Source organism: Beijerinckia sp. L45, from assembly GCF_009765775.1.
GTDB lineage: Bacteria > Pseudomonadota > Alphaproteobacteria > Rhizobiales > Beijerinckiaceae > RH-AL1.
The window spans coordinates 1-22,596 of record NZ_LMUU01000057.1 but is presented as its reverse complement, the minus strand read 5'-3'; the positions used below and the strand labels follow the sequence as shown (position 1 = coordinate 22,596).

The 22,596-nt window shown below is 62.9% G+C and carries 24 protein-coding genes and 3 pseudogenes; 12 read left to right on the top strand and 15 right to left on the bottom strand.

Annotated features, from left to right (window positions below; all coding sequences use genetic code 11):
* Positions 1–38 precede the first annotated feature (38 nt).
* Positions 39–2,282 carry a CHAT domain-containing protein gene (locus tag GSQ79_RS05910; RefSeq protein ID WP_158807804.1) on the top strand — a complete coding sequence of 748 codons (2,244 nt, stop codon included), beginning with the start codon at positions 39–41 and terminating at the stop codon, positions 2,280–2,282.
* Between the two features lie 85 nt (positions 2,283–2,367).
* Here the strand turns inward: GSQ79_RS05910 and repC are convergent, their stop codons facing one another.
* The 7 genes from repC to GSQ79_RS05880 all read right to left on the bottom strand — a co-directional run bounded on the left by repC (position 2,368) and on the right by GSQ79_RS05880 (position 8,879).
* Positions 2,368–3,579, bottom strand: a complete 1,212-nt coding sequence (gene repC / locus GSQ79_RS05905; RefSeq protein ID WP_158807803.1) for a plasmid replication protein RepC — start codon at positions 3,577–3,579, stop codon at positions 2,368–2,370.
* Between the two features lie 184 nt (positions 3,580–3,763).
* Entirely contained in the window at positions 3,764–4,795 is a 1,032-nt protein-coding gene (repB, locus tag GSQ79_RS05900; RefSeq protein ID WP_158807802.1) for a plasmid partitioning protein RepB, read from the bottom strand.
* Complete coding sequence (gene repA, locus GSQ79_RS05895) at positions 4,792–6,006, bottom strand: plasmid partitioning protein RepA (protein WP_158807801.1); 1,215 nt, start codon at positions 6,004–6,006, stop codon at positions 4,792–4,794. The genes repB and repA overlap by 4 nt, the downstream gene beginning before the upstream one ends.
* Before the next feature lie 284 nt (positions 6,007–6,290).
* Complete coding sequence (locus GSQ79_RS30275; protein WP_368669921.1) at positions 6,291–6,476, bottom strand: DUF6527 family protein; 186 nt, start codon at positions 6,474–6,476, stop codon at positions 6,291–6,293.
* A 185-nt stretch (positions 6,477–6,661) separates the two neighbouring features.
* Positions 6,662–8,074 carry a ThiF family adenylyltransferase gene (locus GSQ79_RS05890; RefSeq protein ID WP_158807800.1) on the bottom strand — a complete coding sequence of 471 codons (1,413 nt, stop codon included), beginning with the start codon at positions 8,072–8,074 and terminating at the stop codon, positions 6,662–6,664.
* Between the two features lie 2 nt (positions 8,075–8,076).
* Positions 8,077–8,496: an E2/UBC family protein gene (locus GSQ79_RS05885; RefSeq protein WP_210253012.1), complete on the bottom strand. Its 420-nt coding sequence runs from the start codon at positions 8,494–8,496 to the stop codon at positions 8,077–8,079.
* 2 nt (positions 8,497–8,498) lie between these two features.
* A complete protein-coding gene (locus tag GSQ79_RS05880; RefSeq protein WP_158807799.1) occupies positions 8,499–8,879 on the bottom strand; it encodes a multiubiquitin domain-containing protein in 381 nt (126 codons plus the stop codon).
* Positions 8,880–9,017: 138 nt separating this feature from the next.
* Here GSQ79_RS05880 and GSQ79_RS05875 point away from each other — a divergent pair, with 138 nt between their 5' ends.
* The gene (locus GSQ79_RS05875; RefSeq protein WP_158807798.1) at positions 9,018–9,350 is read left to right on the top strand and encodes a helix-turn-helix domain-containing protein; all 333 of its coding nucleotides are present in this window, start codon (positions 9,018–9,020) and stop codon (positions 9,348–9,350) included.
* The gene (locus tag GSQ79_RS05870) at positions 9,350–10,228 is read left to right on the top strand and encodes an ImmA/IrrE family metallo-endopeptidase (RefSeq protein ID WP_158807797.1); all 879 of its coding nucleotides are present in this window, start codon (positions 9,350–9,352) and stop codon (positions 10,226–10,228) included. Before GSQ79_RS05875 ends, GSQ79_RS05870 begins: the two co-directional genes overlap by 1 nt.
* A 28-nt stretch (positions 10,229–10,256) precedes the next feature.
* Here the strand turns inward: GSQ79_RS05870 and GSQ79_RS05865 are convergent, their stop codons facing one another.
* Positions 10,257–11,438, bottom strand: coding sequence for a site-specific integrase (locus GSQ79_RS05865; RefSeq protein ID WP_246725122.1), 1,182 nt, complete (start codon positions 11,436–11,438; stop codon positions 10,257–10,259).
* Positions 11,439–11,541: 103 nt separating this feature from the next.
* The gene (locus GSQ79_RS05860) at positions 11,542–11,937 is read right to left on the bottom strand and encodes a hypothetical protein (RefSeq protein ID WP_158807796.1); all 396 of its coding nucleotides are present in this window, start codon (positions 11,935–11,937) and stop codon (positions 11,542–11,544) included.
* Positions 11,938–12,110: 173 nt separating this feature from the next.
* On the opposite strand from GSQ79_RS05860, the gene GSQ79_RS05855 reads away from it, so the two are divergent.
* Entirely contained in the window at positions 12,111–13,238 is a 1,128-nt protein-coding gene (locus tag GSQ79_RS05855) for an RHE_PE00001 family protein (RefSeq protein WP_158807795.1), read from the top strand.
* Here GSQ79_RS05855 and GSQ79_RS05850 read toward each other — a convergent pair.
* On the bottom strand, positions 13,214–13,531 hold the full coding sequence (locus GSQ79_RS05850) for a WGR domain-containing protein (protein ID WP_174243167.1): 318 nt from the start codon (positions 13,529–13,531) through the stop codon (positions 13,214–13,216). The genes GSQ79_RS05855 and GSQ79_RS05850 overlap by 25 nt on opposite strands.
* A gap of 188 nt (positions 13,532–13,719) precedes the next feature.
* Between GSQ79_RS05850 and GSQ79_RS05845 the strand changes: the two genes are divergently transcribed.
* The 6 genes and pseudogenes from GSQ79_RS05845 to GSQ79_RS05825 all read left to right on the top strand — a co-directional run bounded on the left by GSQ79_RS05845 (position 13,720) and on the right by GSQ79_RS05825 (position 16,868).
* Positions 13,720–14,139: an ImmA/IrrE family metallo-endopeptidase gene (locus GSQ79_RS05845; RefSeq protein ID WP_158807794.1), complete on the top strand. Its 420-nt coding sequence runs from the start codon at positions 13,720–13,722 to the stop codon at positions 14,137–14,139.
* Positions 14,140–14,826: 687 nt separating this feature from the next.
* Positions 14,827–15,201, top strand: coding sequence for an integration host factor subunit alpha (locus tag GSQ79_RS05840; protein WP_246725121.1), 375 nt, complete (start codon positions 14,827–14,829; stop codon positions 15,199–15,201).
* Between the two features lie 378 nt (positions 15,202–15,579).
* Positions 15,580–15,972: pseudogene (locus tag GSQ79_RS05835) on the top strand (IS481 family transposase); the annotation flags it as partial.
* Positions 15,973–16,008: 36 nt separating this feature from the next.
* Positions 16,009–16,131 carry a hypothetical protein gene (locus GSQ79_RS30270; protein WP_368669920.1) on the top strand — a complete coding sequence of 41 codons (123 nt, stop codon included), beginning with the start codon at positions 16,009–16,011 and terminating at the stop codon, positions 16,129–16,131.
* 107 nt (positions 16,132–16,238) lie between these two features.
* Positions 16,239–16,409: a hypothetical protein gene (locus GSQ79_RS05830; RefSeq protein WP_158807793.1), complete on the top strand. Its 171-nt coding sequence runs from the start codon at positions 16,239–16,241 to the stop codon at positions 16,407–16,409.
* A gap of 54 nt (positions 16,410–16,463) precedes the next feature.
* Positions 16,464–16,868: a hypothetical protein gene (locus GSQ79_RS05825; protein ID WP_158807792.1), complete on the top strand. Its 405-nt coding sequence runs from the start codon at positions 16,464–16,466 to the stop codon at positions 16,866–16,868.
* A 166-nt stretch (positions 16,869–17,034) separates the two neighbouring features.
* On the opposite strand, the gene GSQ79_RS05820 is transcribed toward GSQ79_RS05825, so the two are convergent.
* Both GSQ79_RS05820 and GSQ79_RS05815 read right to left on the bottom strand, forming a co-directional pair.
* Entirely contained in the window at positions 17,035–17,607 is a 573-nt protein-coding gene (locus GSQ79_RS05820; RefSeq protein ID WP_158807791.1) for a hypothetical protein, read from the bottom strand.
* Positions 17,608–17,686: 79 nt separating this feature from the next.
* Positions 17,687–18,447, bottom strand: a protein-coding gene (locus tag GSQ79_RS05815; RefSeq protein WP_158807790.1) for an IS5 family transposase whose coding sequence is annotated in 2 segments (ribosomal slippage) — positions 17,687–18,114 and positions 18,114–18,447 — 762 coding nt in all. Because the reading frame shifts where the segments join, the coding sequence is not laid out codon by codon here.
* Positions 18,448–18,522: 75 nt separating this feature from the next.
* Between GSQ79_RS05815 and GSQ79_RS05810 the strand changes: the two genes are divergently transcribed.
* Positions 18,523–18,717, top strand: coding sequence for a hypothetical protein (locus GSQ79_RS05810; RefSeq protein WP_158807789.1), 195 nt, complete (start codon positions 18,523–18,525; stop codon positions 18,715–18,717).
* A 514-nt stretch (positions 18,718–19,231) separates the two neighbouring features.
* Positions 19,232–19,787, top strand: a pseudogene (locus tag GSQ79_RS05805) (SOS response-associated peptidase); the annotation flags it as partial.
* 86 nt (positions 19,788–19,873) lie between these two features.
* Here the strand turns inward: GSQ79_RS05805 and GSQ79_RS05800 are convergent.
* From GSQ79_RS05800 to GSQ79_RS05795, 3 genes and pseudogenes are all read right to left on the bottom strand, one after another.
* Complete coding sequence (locus GSQ79_RS05800; RefSeq protein ID WP_158807788.1) at positions 19,874–20,488, bottom strand: cytochrome b; 615 nt, start codon at positions 20,486–20,488, stop codon at positions 19,874–19,876.
* Positions 20,489–20,595: 107 nt separating this feature from the next.
* Positions 20,596–20,721: a hypothetical protein gene (locus GSQ79_RS30265; RefSeq protein WP_368669918.1), complete on the bottom strand. Its 126-nt coding sequence runs from the start codon at positions 20,719–20,721 to the stop codon at positions 20,596–20,598.
* A 317-nt stretch (positions 20,722–21,038) separates the two neighbouring features.
* Positions 21,039–22,361, bottom strand: a pseudogene (locus GSQ79_RS05795) (ATP-binding cassette domain-containing protein); the annotation flags it as partial.
* Positions 22,362–22,596 lie beyond the last annotated feature (235 nt).

Genomic DNA, 22,596 nt, shown 5'->3' with positions numbered 1-22,596 from the left:
CATGTGGTGCCGGTCGCCACGGCCGGGGAAAGAACTCCATGACGAAGGATGGCGTTCCTACTGGGGCGGCGGGCGGCGGCACCCATCCTTTGATTGATCCGCGACTCGTCTACGGTCTCGTTCTGCCCCCGGGTGCGGACCGACGTATCAGCCTCTTCCAACGTTTTCCTGAAGCCCTCATTCTGCATCGCAGAGCTCTCGAATCGATCGTGCGGCTGCCGGCGACGCTTATGGACCCGGTTATCCCCTTGCCGGACCTGCTAGGTGCTCGGGCGACCGGCCTCTCCGGGTGGCGCATCCGTCCGCTCTCGGCCGAATCCCTTGATGGCATCGACATTCCCGCCTCGATGCCGATTTGGACGTTGTTCTCGGCGACCGAGGACGCCGCCGTATCGATCCGCCGTTTCCAGGCGCGCCAGCTCTACCGGCCCCTCCACGTCTCCCTTCTGGACACCGAGGGCGCGATCAACCTCGGCGATCTTTCCGTCATGCGCCTGCGCGAGCATGTCCTCGCGCTGGTCGAGGCGCATTCTCCGCTCGCCGAGCTAGGGCCTATCGTCGAACGGTGGTCGGAGCGCTCCGGCCAGACGGGCGGGATTAGACGTCTCGGACATTATTCGCTGCTACCCAACCAGATGACGTTGATGTCGGCTGGCATGACGCTCGGCGAGGAAGTGCCGGACTGGACGAGCCGGGACCCAGCAGCCTTTGTCGATGCCATGCTGGAGGGTGTCGCTGAGATAGACGCCTTGCGGGCACAGGCGGAGATCGGACCTGCGATCCGGTTTCTTCCGCCGCGTCCGGACCTATGGCTGGTAGCACCCTCCATGATGCCCGGCTTCAAGGCCCACGTGCCGCTCGACGCCGTCGGCGCGGACGAGCGGCGAGCCGCCGAGGAGCTCTTCCGCCGTATAGAACGGCAGCGTAGCTACAATCCGGCTCGCCCGCCGGCCGAGATCGAGCGGTATGGGCGCTCCGGATTGGCCCAATCCCTAGCGTCGATGCGCAACGCGGAAACCGCCCTCTTCGCGGCCGCCATCGGCACCCGTACCGCCGGTTCGCTCGCCTCCACCCTCCGGCTTCAGCCCTCGATCAATCTCGTGGCCGCCAGGGTCTCGGTCCTGGCCGAGAACATCCGATCCGGCGCGCGGACGCTACCGGCCAAGATCGCGGGCATGTTCGGCGAAATCCAGCAGATGCTGACGGACGCAGTGGGTGAACGCTTCCTCACGCGGATCGCCGAAGCGCCCTATGGGGTGAAGCTGGTCACCGATGCACCGCTCGAGTGGCTACCGGTGAACGGCCTGCCTCTATGCCTGGAGAGCGACGTGTCGCGGATAGCCGCGACGCCGGGCGACGTCACGATGATCCAGCTGCTTGAGCACGAGCCGCTGCGTCTTCGGATCGAGGACTTCAACGAGCTCCTGCTGGTGAGCGCCTTCAGTCCGCAGGACAGGCTGGCACCTATCCTGCGAAAAGCCATCGGGGTGATGGCTCCCCAGCTGGAGGATGCCCTCGTCCTTCGACATGAAACGGTGACGGACGCGTCGCAGTTCATGCGCGCGCTGAACACCTACGACGGTCCTCTGATGATCTTCGACGGTCACGGCGTACACCCCGAGGGCGCCGACGGGATGCTTCGGATCGCTGATCTTGATGTCGACGTCCGACGGCTGCGAGGGCGGGTGCGCGTGCCGCCCATCATCGTGCTGAGCGCCTGCGACACGCATGCGGCGGGCCGGTCAGCCTACACGACGGCTTCCGCCTTTCTGGCTCTCGGTGCGAGGACGGTCCTCGCGACGACGCTGCCTATCGGAGGCGCACCGGGCGCGATCTTCATCGCCCGTCTACTCCTTCGGATTGCACGTTACCTCCCCGCGGCGGTCGGGGCCTACGGCCGCGTGGTTCGCTGGAGCGAGATCGCCGGTGGGATGCTGCGCATGCAGTTCGTGAGCGACGCGCTGTCTCCCTGCGGTCGAGCCGGCGATCTGATGACCCCGGAGGTTTGGGAGGAGCTCGCGCCGTACGCGATGTACATGGCGGGGCGCGCCGGCACGGGTTGGATCCGGTGGTTCGGCGAGGAGCTGCAGAAGCGCGGCACCTGCGACGTCGAGACGTTGACCAGGCGCGTGCACGCCGCGGTGCCGTTCTCCGACACCATCCGCTACGCGCAGATGGGTAATCCAGAGACCATCCTCATCGGCGAGCTCAAGGATCTGCCGGAGGCGGCCCGCGCAGATTTTGATGGGCAGGATGAAGCGTTGCGACCGCAGTGGCGGTAACCTCGTCAAGACTCCTACCCAGGCCGCCGGCTGGGTATCCTTCCCGACGACCTACGGTCGTAGCCTGAACCGCTGACTGCCCAATTCATGCGCGCAGCCTCGACGCCGACCGGCCCCTCAGCAGCGCCATCAGCATCGGCCCGACCGAGAACTGTCCGACCGCCTGTTTGTCCGTCAGTCCCCGCAGGTAGCCACCCGGGCTCTTGATCGCATCGCTCCGCTCCAGGATCGCAGCGATGACTGTCGCCGCGTCTTCCGCTCCGAACGCCTCCTGCGCCTGGTCCCATGCGGACGGGCTGATCCCGAGCATCGACCGCACGAACCCCGCTGTAGCCACCATGTCGCGCCAGTTGCTGATCTCGCCCCCCTTGGCGTAGTCGACGATGGTCGGACAGGCATCAAGCACCATCGACAATGGAAACGATCTCACGCCGGTCTTCAAAGCCTGCCGGTTCACCTCCCCCTCGCCCCTGCTTTTCGTAAAGCGTGGCTCAGATTCAATGGAAGCTTCTGTTTTTGAATTCTGTATGTGGCGCTCGGAATGGGACTCACTGCCGCTTCTTTTCTTCTTTTCTACATGTGTTTCCAACACGATGAGGATCTCCGCTGCAAGCAGATCCAGCTCCTCGATCAGTGGTTCGATCTCGGTACGGGAGGCTGATCTGGGAATGCGCGCGGCGATGCCCCGGTAAACGGTCAGCATGTGGGGCCAGTCGCATGGAACGCCCTCCTCCATGCCCGCGGTGATCATCTTGGTGATGTCGCGTCGGCGGAGCGTCATGCGTTCGCGGGCCATCGTCAGCGCCCTGCGTTCCGCCCTCACCTCCTCGGCGTAGAGCATGTATTCCGCGGCTCTGGCGACCAGCGGCTTCAGGTCGAAGCCGAACGCCTTCTCGATCGCCCCGCCCTGCCCCTTGCGGGCGTAGCGCTTGCCGTTGGGACTGTCGCGTCTGATGATGACGCCGCTGTCCACCAGCGTCCCGATGTGGCGGCGCAGCGTCGCCGCGGCCATGCCATGGGCTCTGAGCGCGAGCTGCTGGTTGGAGGGGAACACGACGAGTTCGTCGGCACCCGTCAGCACTGTATCCGGGTGGAATGTCAGTAACGCGTTGAGGACCGATAGGGCGCGTTCGGAGACCCCGACAGCATCCTTGCCCTCGCAGATCGCACGGAAGACCTCCCACTTGTGGACGGCTGCTCCCGGCGGGCACTCTTTCGCGGTCGTCTGGCTCGCCACCATGGCGAGCGTGAAGGATCGCCGCCCGAAGGGCGTCGTCGACGGCTGATGGATGTCCATGTCTTGACCTCGTTCGAGGCGAAGAAAGGCGGTCGCTGAAGTGGCGCTGGACTTGACTATGATTCGCGGAAGTGGGATTCTCTCGTTGTCACACTAAGAGAGGGCTTCCGGGGCGTCAGCTTCGGGGGCCTTTTTCTTTGCCTGCATGCTCCTCGTTGATCGATTGAAGGTTACGCGTACGCCATCAACGCCGGCGGCGTTCGCCGGCTTCGAATTCCTGGTAGAGCGCCTGCAGCCGGTCGACGACGAAAGCCGCAAAATCCGGCGCGGTCTTCTTGTCGACGGTCAGCGAGACCTTGGTAGCGGTGGTCGTGATGGTGGCGAGGGTCCGACCATGTGCGTCGGTCCACTTGGTCCCGTTGCCCGCTGGCGGTCCTGAGACCTTCGCTGCGGAGAGGACACGCTTCAGCCTCTCGTCACTGGCGAGCGCGTCGAAGCCAGCATCGCTGGCCGCCTCCTCCGCCGAAGCGAGCGCGCCTTTCTTCGCGATGAGGTCCGCAAGCTCGATCCACCCTCTCCTTCCCGAGGATGGCGCGGGACCGATGGCATCGATGAGCGTTGCCGGGATCCGCGACACCACCGAGAGCATGTACGAGAGGTCGCCTTTGTACAGCGACAAGGCGGCGAGCACCGTCGCGCGTCCGAACCGCTGCTCCAGTCGCTGCGCGAAACGTGCCTTCTCGATGTATGAAAGGTCCTGCCTCTCGTTGTTCTCCTGGCCTTGCGCGACGGCCAGCTCCTCGTCGCTCATGATGCGCACGACGGCCCGGGCCCGGAGGCCAAGCTCCTTCACCGCCTTGAGGCGCCGATGCCCGTAGGCGACCTGATATCGGCCCTCGGCCTCCGGGTGCGGCCGGACCAGGATCGGAACCTGCTGACCATGGTCGCGGATCGCATCCAGCAACGTCGCCTGCACGCCGGCCGCCGAGGGCATGCGATCGCTGATGAACGAGGGATCGATCATCGCGGGATCGAGCTCGACGACCGCCTGTCCTTCCGACAGTTGGCGCTCGATGTCCCCCGCGCGGCGCGACCGCTCGTCGGCGGCGGCGAGGGATTGCCCGATCACACCGACAGGCTTTGCTTCCGCGTCCTCGACGAGGTCCGCGGCGCCCAGGATCGGCCTCATGTGCATGCGGGAGGCGCGCGGTGCTCCCGCTTCTCGTTCTGCGACGAGAGGGGCCTGGCCGAGGTTCGGGAAATGCTTGCGGCTCATTCTGCCCTCCCCCAGGCCTTGCGAATGAAGCCTTCGATCTCGGCGTTCACGTTGTTCATGGATTCCAAGGCACGATCGTAAGTGGCCCGGGTGAACTGGTGGCGGTCGACCTCGAAAAGCGTCTGGTTCGTGATCCCGGCGTCAGAGATCGCCGTGCTCTTGAGCATCGGGTGGATCAGCACGTGTTCGGCGAAGATCGACCGGAGGAATGCGACCATCTGGTTCTGCGGCCCATCGGACGGCTCGAACCGCGTGATGACGTACTTCATAAAGTCGTAGGTGGTCGATGCGCCGGCTTTGGCCACCTCGTCGAGCAGATCGCCGGTCATCATGAGGAACTGGGACATGCTCATGACGTCGAGCATCTGCGGATGGATCGTCACGAGGACCGAAGTCGCAGCCGTGAGTGCGGAAAGTGTCAGGTAGCCGAGCTGCGGCGGGCAGTCGATCACGACCACGTCGTAGAGGTTCTGGGCCTGGGCGATCGCCTGCCCCACCCGCGCGAAGAAAAGAGTGTCGCCCGGAGCCTTGCGCAGAAGCGCGCGAGGCGTGTCGTGCTCAAACTCCATGAGCTCCAGGTTTCCCGGAACGATGTGAAGGTCCGGGATGTAGGTCGCGCGCACGACTTCGGCGATGGGCCGGCGCTTGTCGTCGTATCGGATTGCGCCGTAGAGCGTCTCGTTCGGGCCGACGTCGAGTTCGGGCTGATGGCCGAACAGTGCCGACAGGCTCGCTTGGGGATCAAGGTCGATCGCCAGGACCCGGTATCCATGCAGCGCGAGATACTGCGCGAGATGGGCGGATGTCGTCGTCTTCCCGGACCCGCCCTTGAAGTTCATCACCGTCAGGACCTGGAGGTGCTCCGACCCTGTTCGGTGCGGCAGGTACCGACGCCCGCCCCGTGCCCCCTGGTCGAGGATCTTCCGCAGTTCGTGGATGTCCTCGACCGAATAGGATCGGCGGCCGTTTGTAGTCGACGGTGAAGGTCCCCTGCCTTCCGACGCCACCTGCCTCAGATAACCTTCAGCTATGCCGATGAGCTTGGCGGCCTCCGCAGGCGAGAACCGCCGTATGGTTTTCTCCGCCTCTGGCGGGAAGATGCTCCGATGGTGGGCTTGCAGTTGTGCCGAAAGCTCATCACCGTGCCTCTGTACAAGAGCACGAAGCTCCTGCGAAGGCGCAGACTGTGTTTGCGTAGGTATCTGCGCCATAAGCCGGATAAACTCTTTTGTTACTACCTGCGCATTGCGTCGAAGATTGCCGCATTCTGCGCAGTTAGGCGAATAAGAGCCGATTCTTACCCTCTGGCAAGGCCTTTTAAGTTAATGAGAAGTTAACAGAAGTACGGTCTGCAACGGCAGGCGGAAACGCTGATGATACAGGCTGCAAAAGGCCGGCGGTTAGCCGCGGCTAACCCGGATTGCACAAGAGTTAGCCGCGGCTAACCAGATGACTTGTGTGGCGTGGAAGCGCTTCTGCAATGAGCCAACGTAGGCTAGTCGCACCATACGACTTCTCCGCGTCGAAGCCAGAAATGGCACCCACAATCGTGTTTTCTCCAGACGGAGGGAGCTAAGGACGGCAGCCCGTGATTGTGGCGTTGAAGGGTCCACATCGGGTGATCGTCAGGCATGAGATTCAGGTTCAGCGGCGAGCTGCAACGTCCCCGGGGGCAGGCCATGGTCGCCTGGATCTCAACCTTGCCTTCCACAACGACATAGAGCATGCCCGGACGCAGCCTCTCTGGCAGATCGTTGACCTTCGAGACGCGGTAACGCTTTCGGCCCCAAGGGAGGCGGCCCCATAGCCCGACCAGCCATCGCGAGGCTGTCGACCGGACGGTCTGAAGGATTTCTTTGGGAGCCGTCATGCTGCCACCTCGCTCAACTCCGCCTGCTCGAGAAGCGGGACGATGTCGCCCCTGCCAACGTGGCGCGCTAGTATCTTGCATGGCGTGCCCGTCTCCGCCTCGGGATAGAAGGCGACCTGGCTGATGCTCATGCCGATGGTGCCGTAGCACCCGTTCGGTTCGTCGCGGAACCCATGGAGCCGGGCGAGCAGCTCGTTTACGGCCATGCCGGCCAGGACGGCATTGACGCTGATCACGGCCGGGCGGTCCTCTTGGACGTTCTGGATGTAACCAGCCTTCTTGCGTTCGGTGTACTGTTCAGGGTTTTGCCTTTTTAGCGCTTCCGCCGTGACCTCCGCCATCGTGATCGCGCCTCGGCTCAGAAGGCTGGATGCGCCCGGTTGGAGATAGTGAACATAGCCGCATACCTGCGTGATAGCGCCCGTCTCGTCGGCGTCCAACGCGACACCGACGTCGATGTATGGAAGCACGTAGTAGGTCGCCAGGAGGTTGGCCATGAACCGCCCTTCCGCCGTGTCGACGCAACCGAAGACGACGTCGCACCCGGCGACAGCACGCACCGCATCGGCGTCGGCGAGGTTGGTGGCGAACCGCTCGACCTCCGTGCCGAGCCCTACCCGCGCGATGGCGTCGCTGGTCATGTCGACCTTGAGGATCTCAGCCTCTGCGTCTGCCTGGGTCGCGTTGAGGATGCGGTTGAGGTTCAGGCTTTTCACGATGTCGTCGTCGACGATGACGAGGCGTCCGATCCCGAGCCGGACCAGCTGCTCGATGACGATGCTTCCTGTGCCTGAGCATCCGATGACGGCGGCTGACATCCGCCGAAGACGTCGCGTCGTGCGGTCGCCGAAGGCTTGAGCGTGGCGCCTGGTAAATTCCGGCAACGCCGCCTTGGTTTCTGTCGGGGTGAATTCGTCCTCGTGCCATATCTCCAGGTCATCGCCGACGACCATGATCGTTTCTATCGGTTCGAAGATGCCGTCCGCCTTCACGGCCCTGCCGAACATGCGGCCGTCAGGCAGCAGGACGACGCTGGCGTGCGGGACGTCGGCATCGATCCACGAACAGACGCAGGGAAAGAGGGCGGCGTCGGTCTCGTCGTCCATGGTCGAGAAGTGTGCGAGGCCGTCCCGATGCGAGTGGATCTTCACCACGCTGAGGCCGCGGCGGTCGGCCTCCTGGAGCCAGGGCACCATGATGTCGGTCGGCCAAGCCACCGTGTCGACCGACCGCTCGGTGCAGTCGGCATGCGGGACGAGATGGACGGCGCGCGCGACGAGACGGTGCCTCTCGGCGCCGGCGCGTCGACCGCAGAGGGCGATCGCTACCGCTTCGAAGCCGTCCGGCGGAAGGAGGTGTTCGCGAAGTGCCGCGTGTTGGAAGCCTGTAAGGCTGAGCGTGGTGTGCATGTTCAGCGCCTCTCGAATTCGGCTGCGAACCAGGACTGCGCATAATGAATGTGGCTGGCGAGATCGTCCTCTCCCGGAAGCCACGGATTGGCCGGCGCCCTATGGCGCGACCAGCGCTGCCAGGAGCGGCCTTCGATCATCTGCGGGATCTGTGTCTGCGGGATCGGCTGCCCGTCGGAGCGAACCATCCACGGGTGCACGTAAGCCATGTCGAGTTCGCCCGGCGGATACATCGGCGTAATCATGAAGGCGACATCGACGACCTGCTGCAGGTAGCCTGCCGGAAGAACAAGGCCGCGAAGGATCAACCAGCGCGCAGAGCCTTCGACGATCGCCTCCCAAGGCTGTCCGAAGCCGTCGAGGAACGTCTCGTCGTCTTCGGGCAGCCTGAAATGCCGGCGTAGGGCGGGCAGGGCGGTCACGGCTAGCCGTCCTGCGCCGTCTTGAGCATCGTCTTGAACTTCTCGATGCCGTGGAGGACGAAGTCGACGCTCTGGTCGAGCTCGATCTTGGAGAGACCGCCATCCTTGTGGACCTGCCGCAGGATGTACTTCTCGACGGGCATCTTGCCGGCCTTGTCGAGGATCTCGCGCCCGGTCGCATGCGACGTCTCGAAGACATGCTTGTGCTTGTCGACCTTGATCAGGAACCGCTTCGCGCGGCGGTGGATCGTCCTCTTGGCGAGGATCCATTCCTCGACGTCGATCACCTCCTCGATGATCTCACCGTCCTCGACGATGATCGTGTCCTTGACGGTCGTCTCTTCCGCGACGATGCTGCCGCGATGCTCATGGTGCTCGTCCATCATATTTCTCCTTGACGGCCGAGTCCGCCCCAGGCATCTACATGTCGGATTCGCCATCTCGGACATGGCGCGTTCTACATATAAGAGACTTGTCGACTTCGTCAAGTTCATCATGTCGATAATGGTGGAAGCACATGCTTGTCTGACGTATTCCCGGAGCGCCTCAAGAAGGCGCGCGAGCTCCGCAAGCTCAGCCAGGGCGAGGCCGCGACACTGTCTGGCCTCCCTCCGACTTCGATCTCCCACTTCGAAGCGGGGGCGCGGAAGCCCTCCTTCGACAACCTCCGCCGCTTGGCCCGCGCGCTTGAGGTGACGACGGACTTCCTGCTCGGGCTCGCCGAGACCCCGGATGTCAGCACGTCGGCGGACCCGCTCTATCGGCATGGCCAGTTGATGAGCGCGGAGGATCGCAAGCTTGCCGAGGGCATCTTCCAGCTCCTGGCGGAAAAGAACCGGAAGAAGGACGGCTGATGTCGAAGACCGGCGCCCGACGGAATCCGTTGTTCGCCGGCCTGGTCGCCGAGAAGTGGGCCCGCGAGAACGGCATCGTGTCGCTTCCGGTGCGCCCCAAGGAGATCGCAGAAAGCCTCGACATCCTCGTGCAGGCGAAGTCCGACGCCGCCGCGGGCGTATCGGGGATGCTGCTTCGCCACGGCGATGCGTTCTGCATCTGCTACGCCACTCACATCAGGAGCGTGGGCTTCCAGAACTTCAGCATCGCCCATGAACTCGGCCACTACCTGCTTCCCGGCCATCCGGAGCACATCTTCGCGGGCGGCGACGTCCACGCGTCCCACGCGGGGTTCACCTCGTCGGATATATACGAGGCCGAGGCGGATCACTTTGCAGCCGCGCTGCTGATGCCGGACTTCCTCTTCGACGCCGCGTTAAGGAAGGTGGGCGAGGGCCTTGCGGCGGTCGAAGCGATGAGCCGCCTCTGCGAAACCTCCTTGGTCGCGACCGCGATCCGCTACGCTCAACGGACGTCGGTCCCGGCCGCCGTCGTACTCAGCACCGGCGGCCGCCTGGACTTCTGCTTCATGTCGAAGACGATGCAGGAGTTCGGATCGATGACATGGCCGCGCAAGGGCGAACTTCTGCCAGGCGGCGTCGCCACGGAGCGCTTCGTTCGCAACGCCGCCAACGTTACGGAAGGGCACCGGGCACAAGAGGACGGCGATCTGCGGGATTGGTTCGGCTGCAGGAAAGTCGCAATGGAGGAGGAGGTCCTCGGCCTCGGCCCCTATGGCAAGGCCCTGACCGTCATCACCACGAGCACCTTCGCCGACGATGACGCCGAGCTGGACGAGGACGTCGAGGACTGCTGGACGCCGCGTTTCCGTCGCTGAGCTCATCGCGCTGCATTGACGAAGGCCTTCAGCCGAGCCTGGCGGACCGGCCACGTTCCACGTCTGCCTCATTGTAGTAATCCGCCGCCTGCTGCACCGAACGGTGGCGCGACTGCCGCATCGCTTCTTGTATCGGCACGCCCTGCCGAGCCGCCTCCGTGAGATAGCCCGAGCGCAGACCGTGGGCGGAAAACAGCGTCGGGTCGAGCCCCGCGACACGGCAGCGTTTCTTCAGGATCACGTTGACGCTCTGGGCATCCAACGCCTTGCCGCCGACGCGATCGAACCGGTCGACCGCCCTGAAGACGGGACCGTTCCGGATCGGCGCAAGCGCGATCCATGTCTTGAGGGCGGACACCGCCCGGCCGATCAGGATGACCCGCTCGTCTTGTTCCGCGCCTGCGGTCTTCGTTCTCCCTAAGTGGATCGCCAGGCAGGGCAGGGTGGTGGCGGCATCGGCATTGCCGGGCTCAGCCGACACCGGCGCCCGGTCGATCAGGTCTTCCACCCTCAGCCTCGCGACCTCGGAGCGGCGGCGGCCACCCGAAGCGAAAGCCACGAGGAGCAGGGCGCGATCGCGCAGGTCCGCGTTCGAATTGCTTGGGCACGCCGCGAGCAGCAGATCCAGGACGTCGCGCGTCACCGCGTTCTGGCTCTTGCGCATTCGCGGGCGGTTCGAAGCGCGTACGGCGAGGCGGACCGCGGCCCGGATGCTCGCCGAGGTGAACGGACCTTCCATGCCACGCCACCTGTGGAGGGTCGACCAGAGGGCGAGGCGCCGGCGGACGGTCGCCGGCGAATGCGGCCCGAGGATCCGTAGGCACCCGTCGGCTCGCATGAGCCGCTCGACGTCCCCCGGCATGCCGTGTGCGGCGTCGTTCTCACGTTCCGCGGCATCGTAGAGGTGGTGGGCCAGGAATTTCAGCACCAGTCCTTCCGAAGCCGGCCAGGGCAGGGGGCTGCCAAGCGCCGCGTGCGCCCAGGTTTCCAGGTAGTTCAAGTCCGAGGCGAGCGCGCGAAGAGTGTTGCGGCCCATTCCCTCCCTGGCTAGATGCTTGAGGGTGGCGACGTCGTCATCGGTCAGGACCTCCGCCATCCGATCGCGACGGTCCGGCGGGAGTATCGAGGACAGGGCGTCGAGTTCATAGGAGCGCAGGGTAGCCGGCTCTTCATGGACTACGATGTCCGTGTCCAGGTCGTCGGCGTTCAAGATCCCATTTCCTTGTTCGCTGCGCTCAGGCCAGTTGACGGGACGTCATGATGCACTTCAGCCAAGAGCGTTGAAGCAGTTCGACGGCCGGGTTGCCGCCCCTCTACTTGGCTTCCATCAGACGCCTGGCCAAGGCATGCCTGAAGGCGTGGAAAGGAAAGCCTGCATTCAACCCCGCCCAGATCTTGGCCGCAGACCCAAGGACGGCGCCATTCGATCTCAGCCCTCTGTCATATGCCAGAATGGCGATAGCGTCTTCTCCGCCGATCGAGATGGAGCGCTGCTTTGACTTGCCATTGGTCGTCACCACCACCGACGGTGCCGAAGCCTCGTCGGACTGGCTGACGATGTCGGACGAATTGAGCGCGCCTATCTCGGAAAGCCGTAATCCGCCAGCGGCCAGCCCGATCAGGGCGCGGGCAGCCAGGTTATCCGGACCTGCGCAGGCCCGCTTCAACTCGAAGATGTCCTTCGCCGTGGCTCCTTGATCGTAGGCCATTGGGCTCCCGCTCGTCTAACACATCAGCACTTAGTACGGCCAATCTCCTAATCGGTCAAGCTATCGATAAGCTATGATTATCGATGGCTTGAATAGCCAGAATAGGTCTGTTTCGATGATGGAAGTGTATGCCCCCTTGGCTTCCGTTTCCGGTCTTGGTACAATACTTGTCAATGACTTACACGTTGCCCGATCCCATCCCGTGGTCAAAACTCAGCGGTCCGCTCGCCCGCGCGGAAGATGCCCTCGCACGTCTCGACCAAACCCTCGCCAAAAGCCCGATCCGCGCCGGATGGAGCGCCCGCACCCATTTTGCCGACGCTGCCGCCAGCCTCTGGCTCGACGGCTCGCTCATCGCCCAAGACGATCTCGTCCTGCATGACGCGCGCATGGACATCCGCGTCCCCACCCACGAGCTCGTCCGCGCCCACGCTGTTTTGCGAGCCCGCCGTCGCATTGCGTCCGAGCCCGATCCCGCCTGGGCGCTGTCCGCCGCCGGCCTCGCGGCCTTGCGCGATCGCGTGGGGTCCGACGCGACGCAGGGGAGGGCGGTCACACCGGATCCTGGCGACACCGATGCCGACGAGGACGATCTATCGTCCGCCTCGGGGGAGCCTGACGAGGACGATCCGCTGGCTGCCGAACTGGCTGCGCTCGACGCTCTCATCGCCCGCTCCGATCGCGTTCTTGCCGGCGAGCGCAGCAACCGACCCGAACCGGAAAACAAAGAGATCATTTTGTACGATCTCGATTGGGACGAAGACTCGCGACTGGCCGAATGGCAGGATGTTCTGCGGCAAACCAGAGACCTACCGCCGGTTCTTGCCGCCGTGCTGGCGATGCAGGCCTGGACCGCCATCGAACCGCTGCAGCGCGCACCGTGGCTGGGCCGTCTCCTCGTCCCGGCACTTCTAAAAGCCCGTGGGAAAACGCGGGCGCATCTCTTGACGCTAAACTGCGGGCTCAAAGCAGTTTTGCGCGAGCGCCGCATGCATCGCGATCCCACGATCCGCCTGCTTGCCCTGATCGAAGGCATCCAGGCTGCCGCCGATCAGGGTGTCAAGGACCATGATCGCTGGCTGCTCGCTCGCGAGATCTTGCAACGGCGGTTGGTTGGTAGACGGATCAATTCGAGCCTGCCGGCCGTGATCGACCTGGTGATGGCACGACCGCTCGTGTCGGCGCGACTGATTGCGCAAGAATGCGGTGTGTCGCAACGTGGCGCGCTCGACCTCGTCGCAGCGCTCTGCCTTCGCGAAGCCACGGGCCGTGGGCGCTATCGTGCCTGGGGCGTGTTGTAAGGTTTGATTTTAGGTGCCTGCGCGGCGACGGCGAGCACCGGCGCATAACCCCGCTTCTGCTTGCGGCGCAGCCAGGTCACAAGCGCCTCGCACGCCGCGCCGTCGTCTGCATAGAGATTGATCGTGCTGCCGCCGCGCCGCCCGATGCGGCCCCATTCGCGCGTCAGCGCCGCGTCGCCAAACAAACTGGCGCTCACCGACAGCACATAATAGCGCTGACAATTTTGCGCCGGCTCGACGCGCTCGAGCACGAGCATCTGAACATTGGTTTGGGCAGGGCAGGGCAGGTTCATGCCGCCGAGTCTCGGGCAAGCCGGAATCGTCGTCCAATCGTTTGTACGAATCGAAGTTGAGGGAACGATTCGTCCAGCCGATCGATCAGAACGGGCGCGCCGATTAGAAGCTTCGAACAGCCGATGGCAGAAGCGTTATGATCTCGAACCCATCGGAAATTCTTTGGAGGCACCAGCAGGAAGCTCCTGTGAACCTCGATGCTATAGCGTCCGATTTAGACATCCCTGTCTTTTATCGGGATTTACCACGTGATATAGTGGGGAAGATTGCGAGGGATCGACAAAGCCCCTCGCAATTCTCCATTACAATAAACTCGGCCCACCACTTCAATCGGCAGCGTTTTACACTGGCGCACGAGATCGCCCATTTCATTATGCACCGCGATTTGATCGAAAATGGCGTGACTGACAGCGTCATGTATCGAAGCAGCATGAGCGATATGTTTGAGAAGCAGGCAAACAAAAAGGCTGCGGATATCCTTATGCCCGCACCTCTCGTGCGCAGAGAGTGGGCCTCTGGCATTGAGCCTGAGACGATAGCGCGCCGATTTGAGGTTTCAGAATCAGCTATGAAGATAAGTCTGAGGTCTCTCGACTTGATTGATTAAGCTGTCCCGCGCTGCCAGTAACTTTTCACTGCCGCGACACCGCGGTGTTGAGTGCCCGCTGCCCTAGCGCCGTGGCGCTGAGTGCCATTCAGACGCGCCGGATCTTCCTCTCATTACGATCCTGTTCCGGCACAGCTATGTGACAGCGTTCATCGCACGACCCTAAGCGCGCATCGCTGCCGGCAGATCCGGTGGCTTGGGGCTGCCGTGTCAATGAAGAGCGCCGCACACTGCTCCTCGAACGGGTACCGCTGCTGACCCTCACATGGCGCAGTCGTCCGCGAGGTGCGCAAGGACAGCGGCCATGTCGATCTCGGCGCCGTACTTTGCCGCAAGCCGAGCGAGGCGGTATTGCCCTTCGCGACCGCACCTCGAGCACCTGAGCCGGACGACGACGTAGTGGTATGAGGCAAGCGGCGGCATGGTTAGAACGTAAGGGAACGCGCCTGCCTAGTCTATGTGGGTTCCGGTTTATACCGGGGATAGCTGGACGTGCGCTAAGAGGCCGCCGTGCCCGAGCAAGGAGGCGGCCGGGCGACGGCGGCAAGGTAGCGTGCGCGCTATGCTGCACGCAGCTAGAGGTTCGTCTAGGGCGGATAGACGGACAAGCCCGACCAATGCCACTCTGGCGTAATCAGGTTCGGTACTGTCGTCTGGCGACAGACTGAAAGCACGGAGTGCAGGTTCTTGGACACACAGGCTGCGACCACTTCCAAAGCCATCACACGCGCGGACCTGGTTTTGGGAGCGGCCCGAACGGTACGTTCGGCCTCGAACACAGTCGTGCGCGATATGCTCGAAACAATAATTGACGAGATTACGCAGACGCTCGTGCAAGGAAAAAACGTCCAGCTTCGCGGCTTTGGAAGCTTTGTGGTGCGTGCTAAGACCGAGCGGATCGGACGTAATCCCCGAACCGGCGAGCCAGCCACAATCTCGCCGCGTCGGGTTCTCAGCTTTAAGCCGTCTCCGGTGCTCTTAGCGATAATGAACAATGAGGAGGCGCCGGCCGCCACCTTTGACGACTATTGGGATCGAGGCACATCCGGCCCCAAGGGGTAATTTAACGATCTTTTGGCACCGTCGGCTCTGCCGACCGCTGTCGCATATTAACCATGCCGGCAACTCCGGTCTAACACGAAGCATCTGGCCGAGTTTCAAAATCATGGATTCAGAGAATGACTTCCTCATCGCGACTTTAAAGCGGCTCGCTCGGAATGTGGCAGACCTTCGCGGCGCGCTCAATCGACAAGGCTCTGAACTTGACGGCGCCTTCGGATGGCCAGATAGCCTGCTAGAAATCGATCGGATCAGAAAAGATTCAGCGGCCGTCTTAGCTGATCTTTCAGCTCGTCAGGCCTAGATAAGCTTCGAAGCACCTAGGTGTCTAATCCCAGGTTTTGATGGTGCAATCTTTTCCAACGAGTGGAAGGAGGCGCTATGGGCCAGGTTCTTCACGGAAGCGCCCGCACGACTGCGGCAGTCCGTCGAGCGACACAGCATAGTCAAGAGAGCTTGAGGGTGCTGGCTCGCCGTCACGGGATCAACCAGAAGACGGTCGCCAAGTGGAAGAAGCGAGCCTCTGCGACAGATCTGCCGACAGGCCCTAAGGAGCCAAAATCAACGAGCCTGTCCGTCGAGGACGAGGCGATCATCGTCGCCTTTCGCCGGCATACGCTCCTGCCGCTGGACGATTGCCTCTATGCGTTTCAGCCGACGATCCCTCATCTGACGCGGTCGTCGCTGCATCGCTGTCTGGTGCGCCACGGCATCTCGCGGCTGCCCGAAGTCGAGGGCGACAAGCCCGCCAAGAAGCGGTTCAAGGTCTATCCGAAAGGATCGTTACTTCGAAATGCGCGGTCCCAAGGACTGAAGACGAAGGGTGCCGTATGGGTGCGGCCGGACCTGCAGGCGGAGATCGTTTATCGCGGTGTGACGGGATCAGGCGAGTTGCGACATGCAAGTTTCAAGGGGCTTCTCGGCTCGCTCTAACGCAGATGGATGCCGTTCGGACAGCTACTCACTCAAACGAGTGACGCCGCCTCCGTCAAAGCATGCCCCTATGTTGCTGCAACGGTAGCAACTTTGAGGATAGGGCAATGCTGTTCAAGCCTTCCTTGCTGATACATCGTAACCGCGCACCGCGGCAGACGTTCATGATCCTCGCCGTTCTGATAATCGCCGGCGCGACCCTCTACTTTGATTGGCATCGCTCGACGATGCTCGTCGGTGGTGCGGAGAACATGGTTGGTGAGATCGCATCGCCATAGCTCTTGAACGAGGCAGACCATCCATCCACGCGTCGACGAGCAAAGGCATGGGAAATGGAAGCAGCCTGGGTTTTCCGATACCGCTTGGTGTACGTGGCCATATGCGCGGCCACCTTCATTCTGACGTCTTCTGGCGTGACGAGCTCACAGGAGCGTCTGAAGAAACCAGCTTATGCCTGTGACGATCTTGAGCACGCGTTGGCCGGGCCGAAGCAGGAGGCTCTTGGCGGGCGGCCACAGCTAGCAAGCCACGACCCGGACAAGGCGGCCGCCCCCCTAGCTCGATGTAAATGGTTTAAGACCGATCAAGTCGTGGTCGTATTGCGTCGGAAAGAGGATCACCATTTTTCTTGCTTGGCAAGCCTTGGGTACCGCAACGCGATGGATGAGGCGTTCGAGGACGTAGATCAACCGGACTGCTTCTGGACACCTGACGACGCGCTACGCGATGTGCCGTGACCCGGATCTATCTACATCGACCGTAGGTCCGGCTTTCCGTCTGTGATGTGTGTATCCTCTACTCGATCACCCGCGGCCAGGACGCTATGTGTCAGCTCTTCGCGATCTGCCGGGCACCTGTCGCCGATCCTCGACATCTGTCCCGATAACTGGCCGTCCCTGACGTCTAGGCGGTGAGGTATGGTTCCAGTCGAGACACAAAGTCTGGATAAAACCATTCTACTTCGGATCTAATCTCCAGCAGCGCCTCGGCGAGGCGACGCCAGTCAGCACCTCTATAGCGCTCGTGCATATCGAAGGATTTGGCGACGTGGCTCAGGCGATCGCCTCCTGTTAGCGCGCTGAGGCCCGAGGTAGGGTCCTTCGCCACCTCCTCGTAACGCAAGATGCTCTCAGGGGGCAGCTGCGCATACGTTCGAAACAGCCATGCAAGAAGCGTTATCTGCCGACCGAGCTGGTCCGATCTGGCATCTAAAGCCGCCGCCAACTCGGGACAGAACCTTTCTGCGGTGGGCATGCGCCCAAGCCTCACAGGCATATCTACCGTCTGCCATGATGCTAGGACTGCAAGGGGAAACCTGACGACGGCAAAAAGCGGAAAGACGTGCGAAAGAGGGTTTGCCAAGGCGGAGAACATCGCCGGATGTTTGACGAAGAGGCGAAAATCACTGTCGACAGCACGTCCACTGGCGACTTGTCCCTTGGAAGTCTGCGACCGACGCAGACCGAGAGTCGTCAAAGCCGGCTCGAAGGTATTATCGACGATCGCCCCGTCGTAATTTTTTGAAACGGCAGTTCCCGTACTAATGGCTCAGGACTCATTGATCGATCCAGAAGATGACGGTGGCCGCGATGCAGATAGCCGACATGAAGGTGTGAGCGCAGCGGTCGTAGCGCGTGTGGATGCGGCGCCAGTCCTTGAGCTTGCCAAACATGTTTTCGATTCTGTGGCGCTGGCGATAGAGCACCCGGTCGTGCGGGATCGCGACGGTTCGGTTGGCTTTGGATGGGATGCAGGGGATGATGCCGCGCAACGTCAAGGCGGCCCGAAGCCAGTCCGCGTCGTAGCCTTTGTCGCCGAGCAGCACCTTGGCGGGCGGAAGAGCGTCGAGCATCAGCGCGGCACCGTCATAGTCGCTCATTTGGCCTTCGCTGAGCAGCAGGATCAGCGGGCGCCCTTGCCCATCGCACACGGCGTGAAGCTTAGAGTTCAGACCGCCTTTGGTGCGTCCGATACGTCGGGGAACAGCCCCTTTTTAAGCAGACTGGCCGCCGTGCGGTGGGCCTTCAAGTGGGTCGCGTCAATCATCAGTTGATCGGGCTTGCCGCCTTTGGCCGAGAGCCTTGCGAAGATCGCATTGAAGACGCCGAGGCGGCTCCAGCGAATGAAGCGATTGTAGATCGTCTTGTGCGGACCGTACTCCTGCGGCGCATCGCGCCAGCGCAGCCCGTTGCGGATGACGAAGATGATGCCGCTGATGATCCGCCGGTCGTCGACCCGCGGGATCCCATGCGAGAGCGGAAAGCACGGCGCAATGCGACGCATCTGCGCCGGTGAAAGCCAAATCAGATCACTCATGACGGCACCTCCTGGTACCGTCACTGAATCAAGCGATCGTCTCATCCGCAAGTCGCTTAATAGGTCCTGAGCCTAATGATCGCCAGCCGCGCAGCGGCGCAGAAAGTTTCGATCTCTTCAATCGCGCGCGCGGGGTCGCCATGGTCTGGCATCGTCATCGGCTCGACGAGAGCAACGCAATTATGTGCAGTGTTCAAGCAGGCGCAAACGAACGAGGTGCCGGACCGAGGTAATCCGGTGATCAGAGCGGTTAGCATGGTGATGACCTGAGAGAAGAGGTCAGCTTTGCAACATGAAGGCTGGCGGTCCAGGTACCTATCATGACCAGACCAATTCCACGCTACAAAGGTCGATGCAGGTAGTGTGCAACGTTTGGCGAGCCTTAACGTGGCGGACTGACGGGATCGGGCGAGCTGCGGCACGTCAGCTACAAGGGATGGTCGATGTCTAAAGAACCTCGATGATAGGGCTAGCGCTGATACTGGCGCTGGCCGGCGCTTGCTTCTCGGCAAATATCTTCGCAGCGGGAGTGGCGAAACAACCCAAAGCCAAGTTGGCGATCTTTCTCAGCCTGTGCGGTCTTGTCGTGTCGTCGTTCGTCGCTGGAGCAGCCTTCGACTACATCATCACTTTCTGGCATCGGTGGCACTAAACGAAAAAGCCCCGCCATTGCTCGAGGCAAGGACGGGGCAAGTCTTGGGATTTTTACCTGTCGCGCCGATCGGAACCGGCTAGGGATAGAGATTAGGAGAAGAGGCTTGTGTGGGCCTGATCCTGGCGGCGGGCCGACGGCGAGCGTGAGCTGACCGTGATGCGGTGGGGCATGCCTGGGCCGCCGCAGTTCGGCAGTGCACCGATCACCAACATCAGGAACACCACGACGAGTCGGTACTGGCACCGCTGGCTGAAGCCGGAGAACCGCTGCCTGGTGCCCTTCACGTCGTTCTGCGAGTACGCCGACACGAAGCCGAAGAAGACCGCCACGTGGTTCGCCTTGGACGACAGCCGGCCGCTCTGCGCCTTTGCCGGGATCTGGACGACCTGGCACGGCGTGCCGCGGCACGAAGGCAAAGCCGGTCGAGGGCGAGCACCAGCTCTACGGGTTCCTGACAACCGATCCGAACGACGTCGTCGGCCCGATCCACCCGAAAGCGATGCCGGTGCTACTGACGACGGTCGAGGAATGGGACGTCTGGCTGCGAGCGCCATGGCACGAGGCGTCCGCGCTGCAACGACCGCTCCCCGACGAGATGATGAAGATCGTGGCCACAGGCGAAAAGGAGGACCGTTACGACGGTGCGCCTGGGGAAGCGGTCTCGCGTCAGCCTGGCTTGCTCTAGGCCGTCGCCTCTTGTCGGGTTGACGTAAGCGAACGTGGCCGTGTCTTTTCAAGTGTCGCTGCTATGATCCCCACCGGTGACAGGTGCTAATCGTGGTTCGATTGCCGCGGAAGCATGCGCCCGAGAATGTTGTCGCGGCGGACGAACAGATGCCAAGCTGTGCCGGCGAGGTTCAGGATGACCAGGGTGTAGACGGCGAACTGCGCGTAGACGTGGACGATCGCCGCCGTCATGCCCTGCCCCGGCGTAGTGGGCACCTTGGGAAAGTCGATGAGCCCAAGAAACCGTATGGGAGCCTTGTCGCCCGATGACATGATGTAGCCGGACACTGGCATGGCGATGAGCACGGCGTAGAGGAGCCAGTGCATCAAGTGGGCCAGGCCCTTTTCGAACGCGCCCATGGTGCCGGGAAGGCGCGGCGGACTGTGTCGGAAGCGATAGAGGACGCGTAGCGCGATGATCGGGAAAAGCACGAGCCCGACGGTCATGTGGGCGGAGGCGTGATCCGCCGGCGTTCCGGGGAACGGAGCGACGAACGTGTCCGGCGCGCCAGGCTTCGTCTTGAACGCGCCGAAGATCCATCCGAGCGGGATGACGGTGAATACGAGAAGCGCCGTCACCCAGTGAAACCAGCGGGCTCCCAGGCCGTATCTGCGGCGCAGAACGCTTGGCGGCTGGTCTGGCACGGTTGCGTCCCTCATTCTGGCATCCCGATGCCGGTCCCTGCCCGTCATCCCCGTGTTCGCGGACGATGAGCGATCTTTCCGGAAAAGCGCATTCATTGTTTCAGTGAGCTCGACTTTCGGTATCAGCGGTAGCCTGCAGCCTGCAACTCGAACAACGCCGCATATCTGCCGGCGCGCGTCAGTAGCTCGGCGTGGGTGCCCGATTCCGCGACGCGTCCGTCCTCCAGGACGACGATCCGATCGGCCATGCGCACCGTCGAGAAGCGGTGGGAGATGATCAGGCAGGTGCGTCCGCGAGCGAGCTCGCGGAAGCGTAGGAAGACGTCGTACTCGGCTCGCGCGTCGAGCGCGGCGGTCGGCTCGTCGAGGACCAGGACGTCACCGTCACGCATGTAGGCGCGTGCGATGGCGATCTTCTGCCATTCGCCGCCTCGACGCTGTCCTTGAAGCGGCGTCCGAGCGGCTGGGCGTAGCCGAGCGGAAGGCGGTCGATCACCCGGTCGGCAAGGGCGCGCTCCGCCGCGTCCGCGATCCGAGCGTCATCGTCGGCCTGCGCGATGGCGCCGACCGCGATATTTTCGGACGCGGAGAAGCTGTAGCGGACGAAGTCCTGAAGGATGAGGGCGATACGCGTGCGCAGATCCTCGAGATCGAATGCGCGTAGATCGATGCCGTCGATGGTGATGCGCCCCTCGGTGGGGTCGTAGAGGCGCGAGAGCAGCTTGACGATAGTTGTCTTGCCGGCGCCGTTCTCGCCGACCAAGGCGACGACCTCGCCAGCGCGGATGTCGAGATCGAGATGGCGCACCGCCCATCGTTCAGCGCCAATATATCGGAAGCCGACATCCTCGAACCTGATGCCGCCACGGATCGGCACAGGGAAAGCGTGCGGCTCGTCGGGCGAGCGGATCGCCGGCACGATGTCGAAGAAGGAGAAAAGGTCGTCGAGATAGACGGCCTGGGCGGCAAGCTGCGATAGGCCGAGCAGCAAACCTTCGAGAAGGGACCGTAAGCGGAGCAGCGAACCCGCGAGGAAGCCGAGGTCGCCGATCGTTATCGCGCCTTCGAGCGTGCGCCACAGGATGGAGGCGTAGCCGGCGTAGTAGCTAAGCGCGCTGATGGTGGCGAAAAGGCCGCCCCAGAGCGCGCGCCGGGCGGCTAGGCGGCGGGTCTCGCCGTACATGACGTCCGACAGACCGGCATATCGGTCGGACAGGAAGCGCTCGAGGCCGAACAGCTTGATCTCCTTCGCCGTCTCGACGCTGGCGCCAAGGTATCGGAAGTAGTCGACCTGCCGCCGCTCCGGCGTCCGGCCGAAGGCCAGCCGATAGCCTTCGCGGTTGAAGTGCAGTTCGCCGAGCGTCGCCGGGACGAGGGCTAGTGTAAGGAGGAGCAGCAGCCACGGCGCATAGGCGGCGAAGCCGATCGCGAGCGCCACCACCGTCACCGCGTCCTGGGCCTGGCCGAAGACGAGCTGAAGGATGGAGGCGCGGCCGGTGACCTGCCGCCGCGCGCGGTCGAGCCGGTCCTGCTGGTCGGCGGACTCGAACTGCTCGAGGTCGAGCGTCGCGGCGTGTCGCATCAAGGCGAGGCTAGCGGAGTCCGAATACCGCTGGCCGAGGAGATCCCCCACGAACGCGCTGGCGCGGCCGAGGAGATCGGACACGATGCCGAGGCCGGCTTCAGCAAGAACCAGTAAGACGATGTGGTCGAGCCGGCCGGATGTCATCCAGTCGCCGAAGCCAAGGCTGGGATGCGGTAGCTTAGACTCGGCCACGACCAAATCGATGATGAGCTTGCCGACGTATAAGGCTGCGGCCGGTAGCAGGGCGCGGATGAGGCGCAGCGCGACTGTCGCCAGGTTGAGGGTCGGGCTGGTCCGCCACACGAGGCGGAAAAGCTTCGGGAGGTTGCGCAAGGTGCCGAGGCGGTCACGAAAGGCGGCGATGGGATTCACGGGATCGACGCTACGACGGAGGAAGCGTTGAAGGCCACATGTTTGGCTTCGTCGATTCTAGAACCCGAGGACGAAGGTCGAGGACGATGGGTCCGAGATCTGGTCCGAGGCTATGAGCCCGACCTGAAATTGGTTGACCGGCCTCGCGGCCTTTGATTCTCCGAGT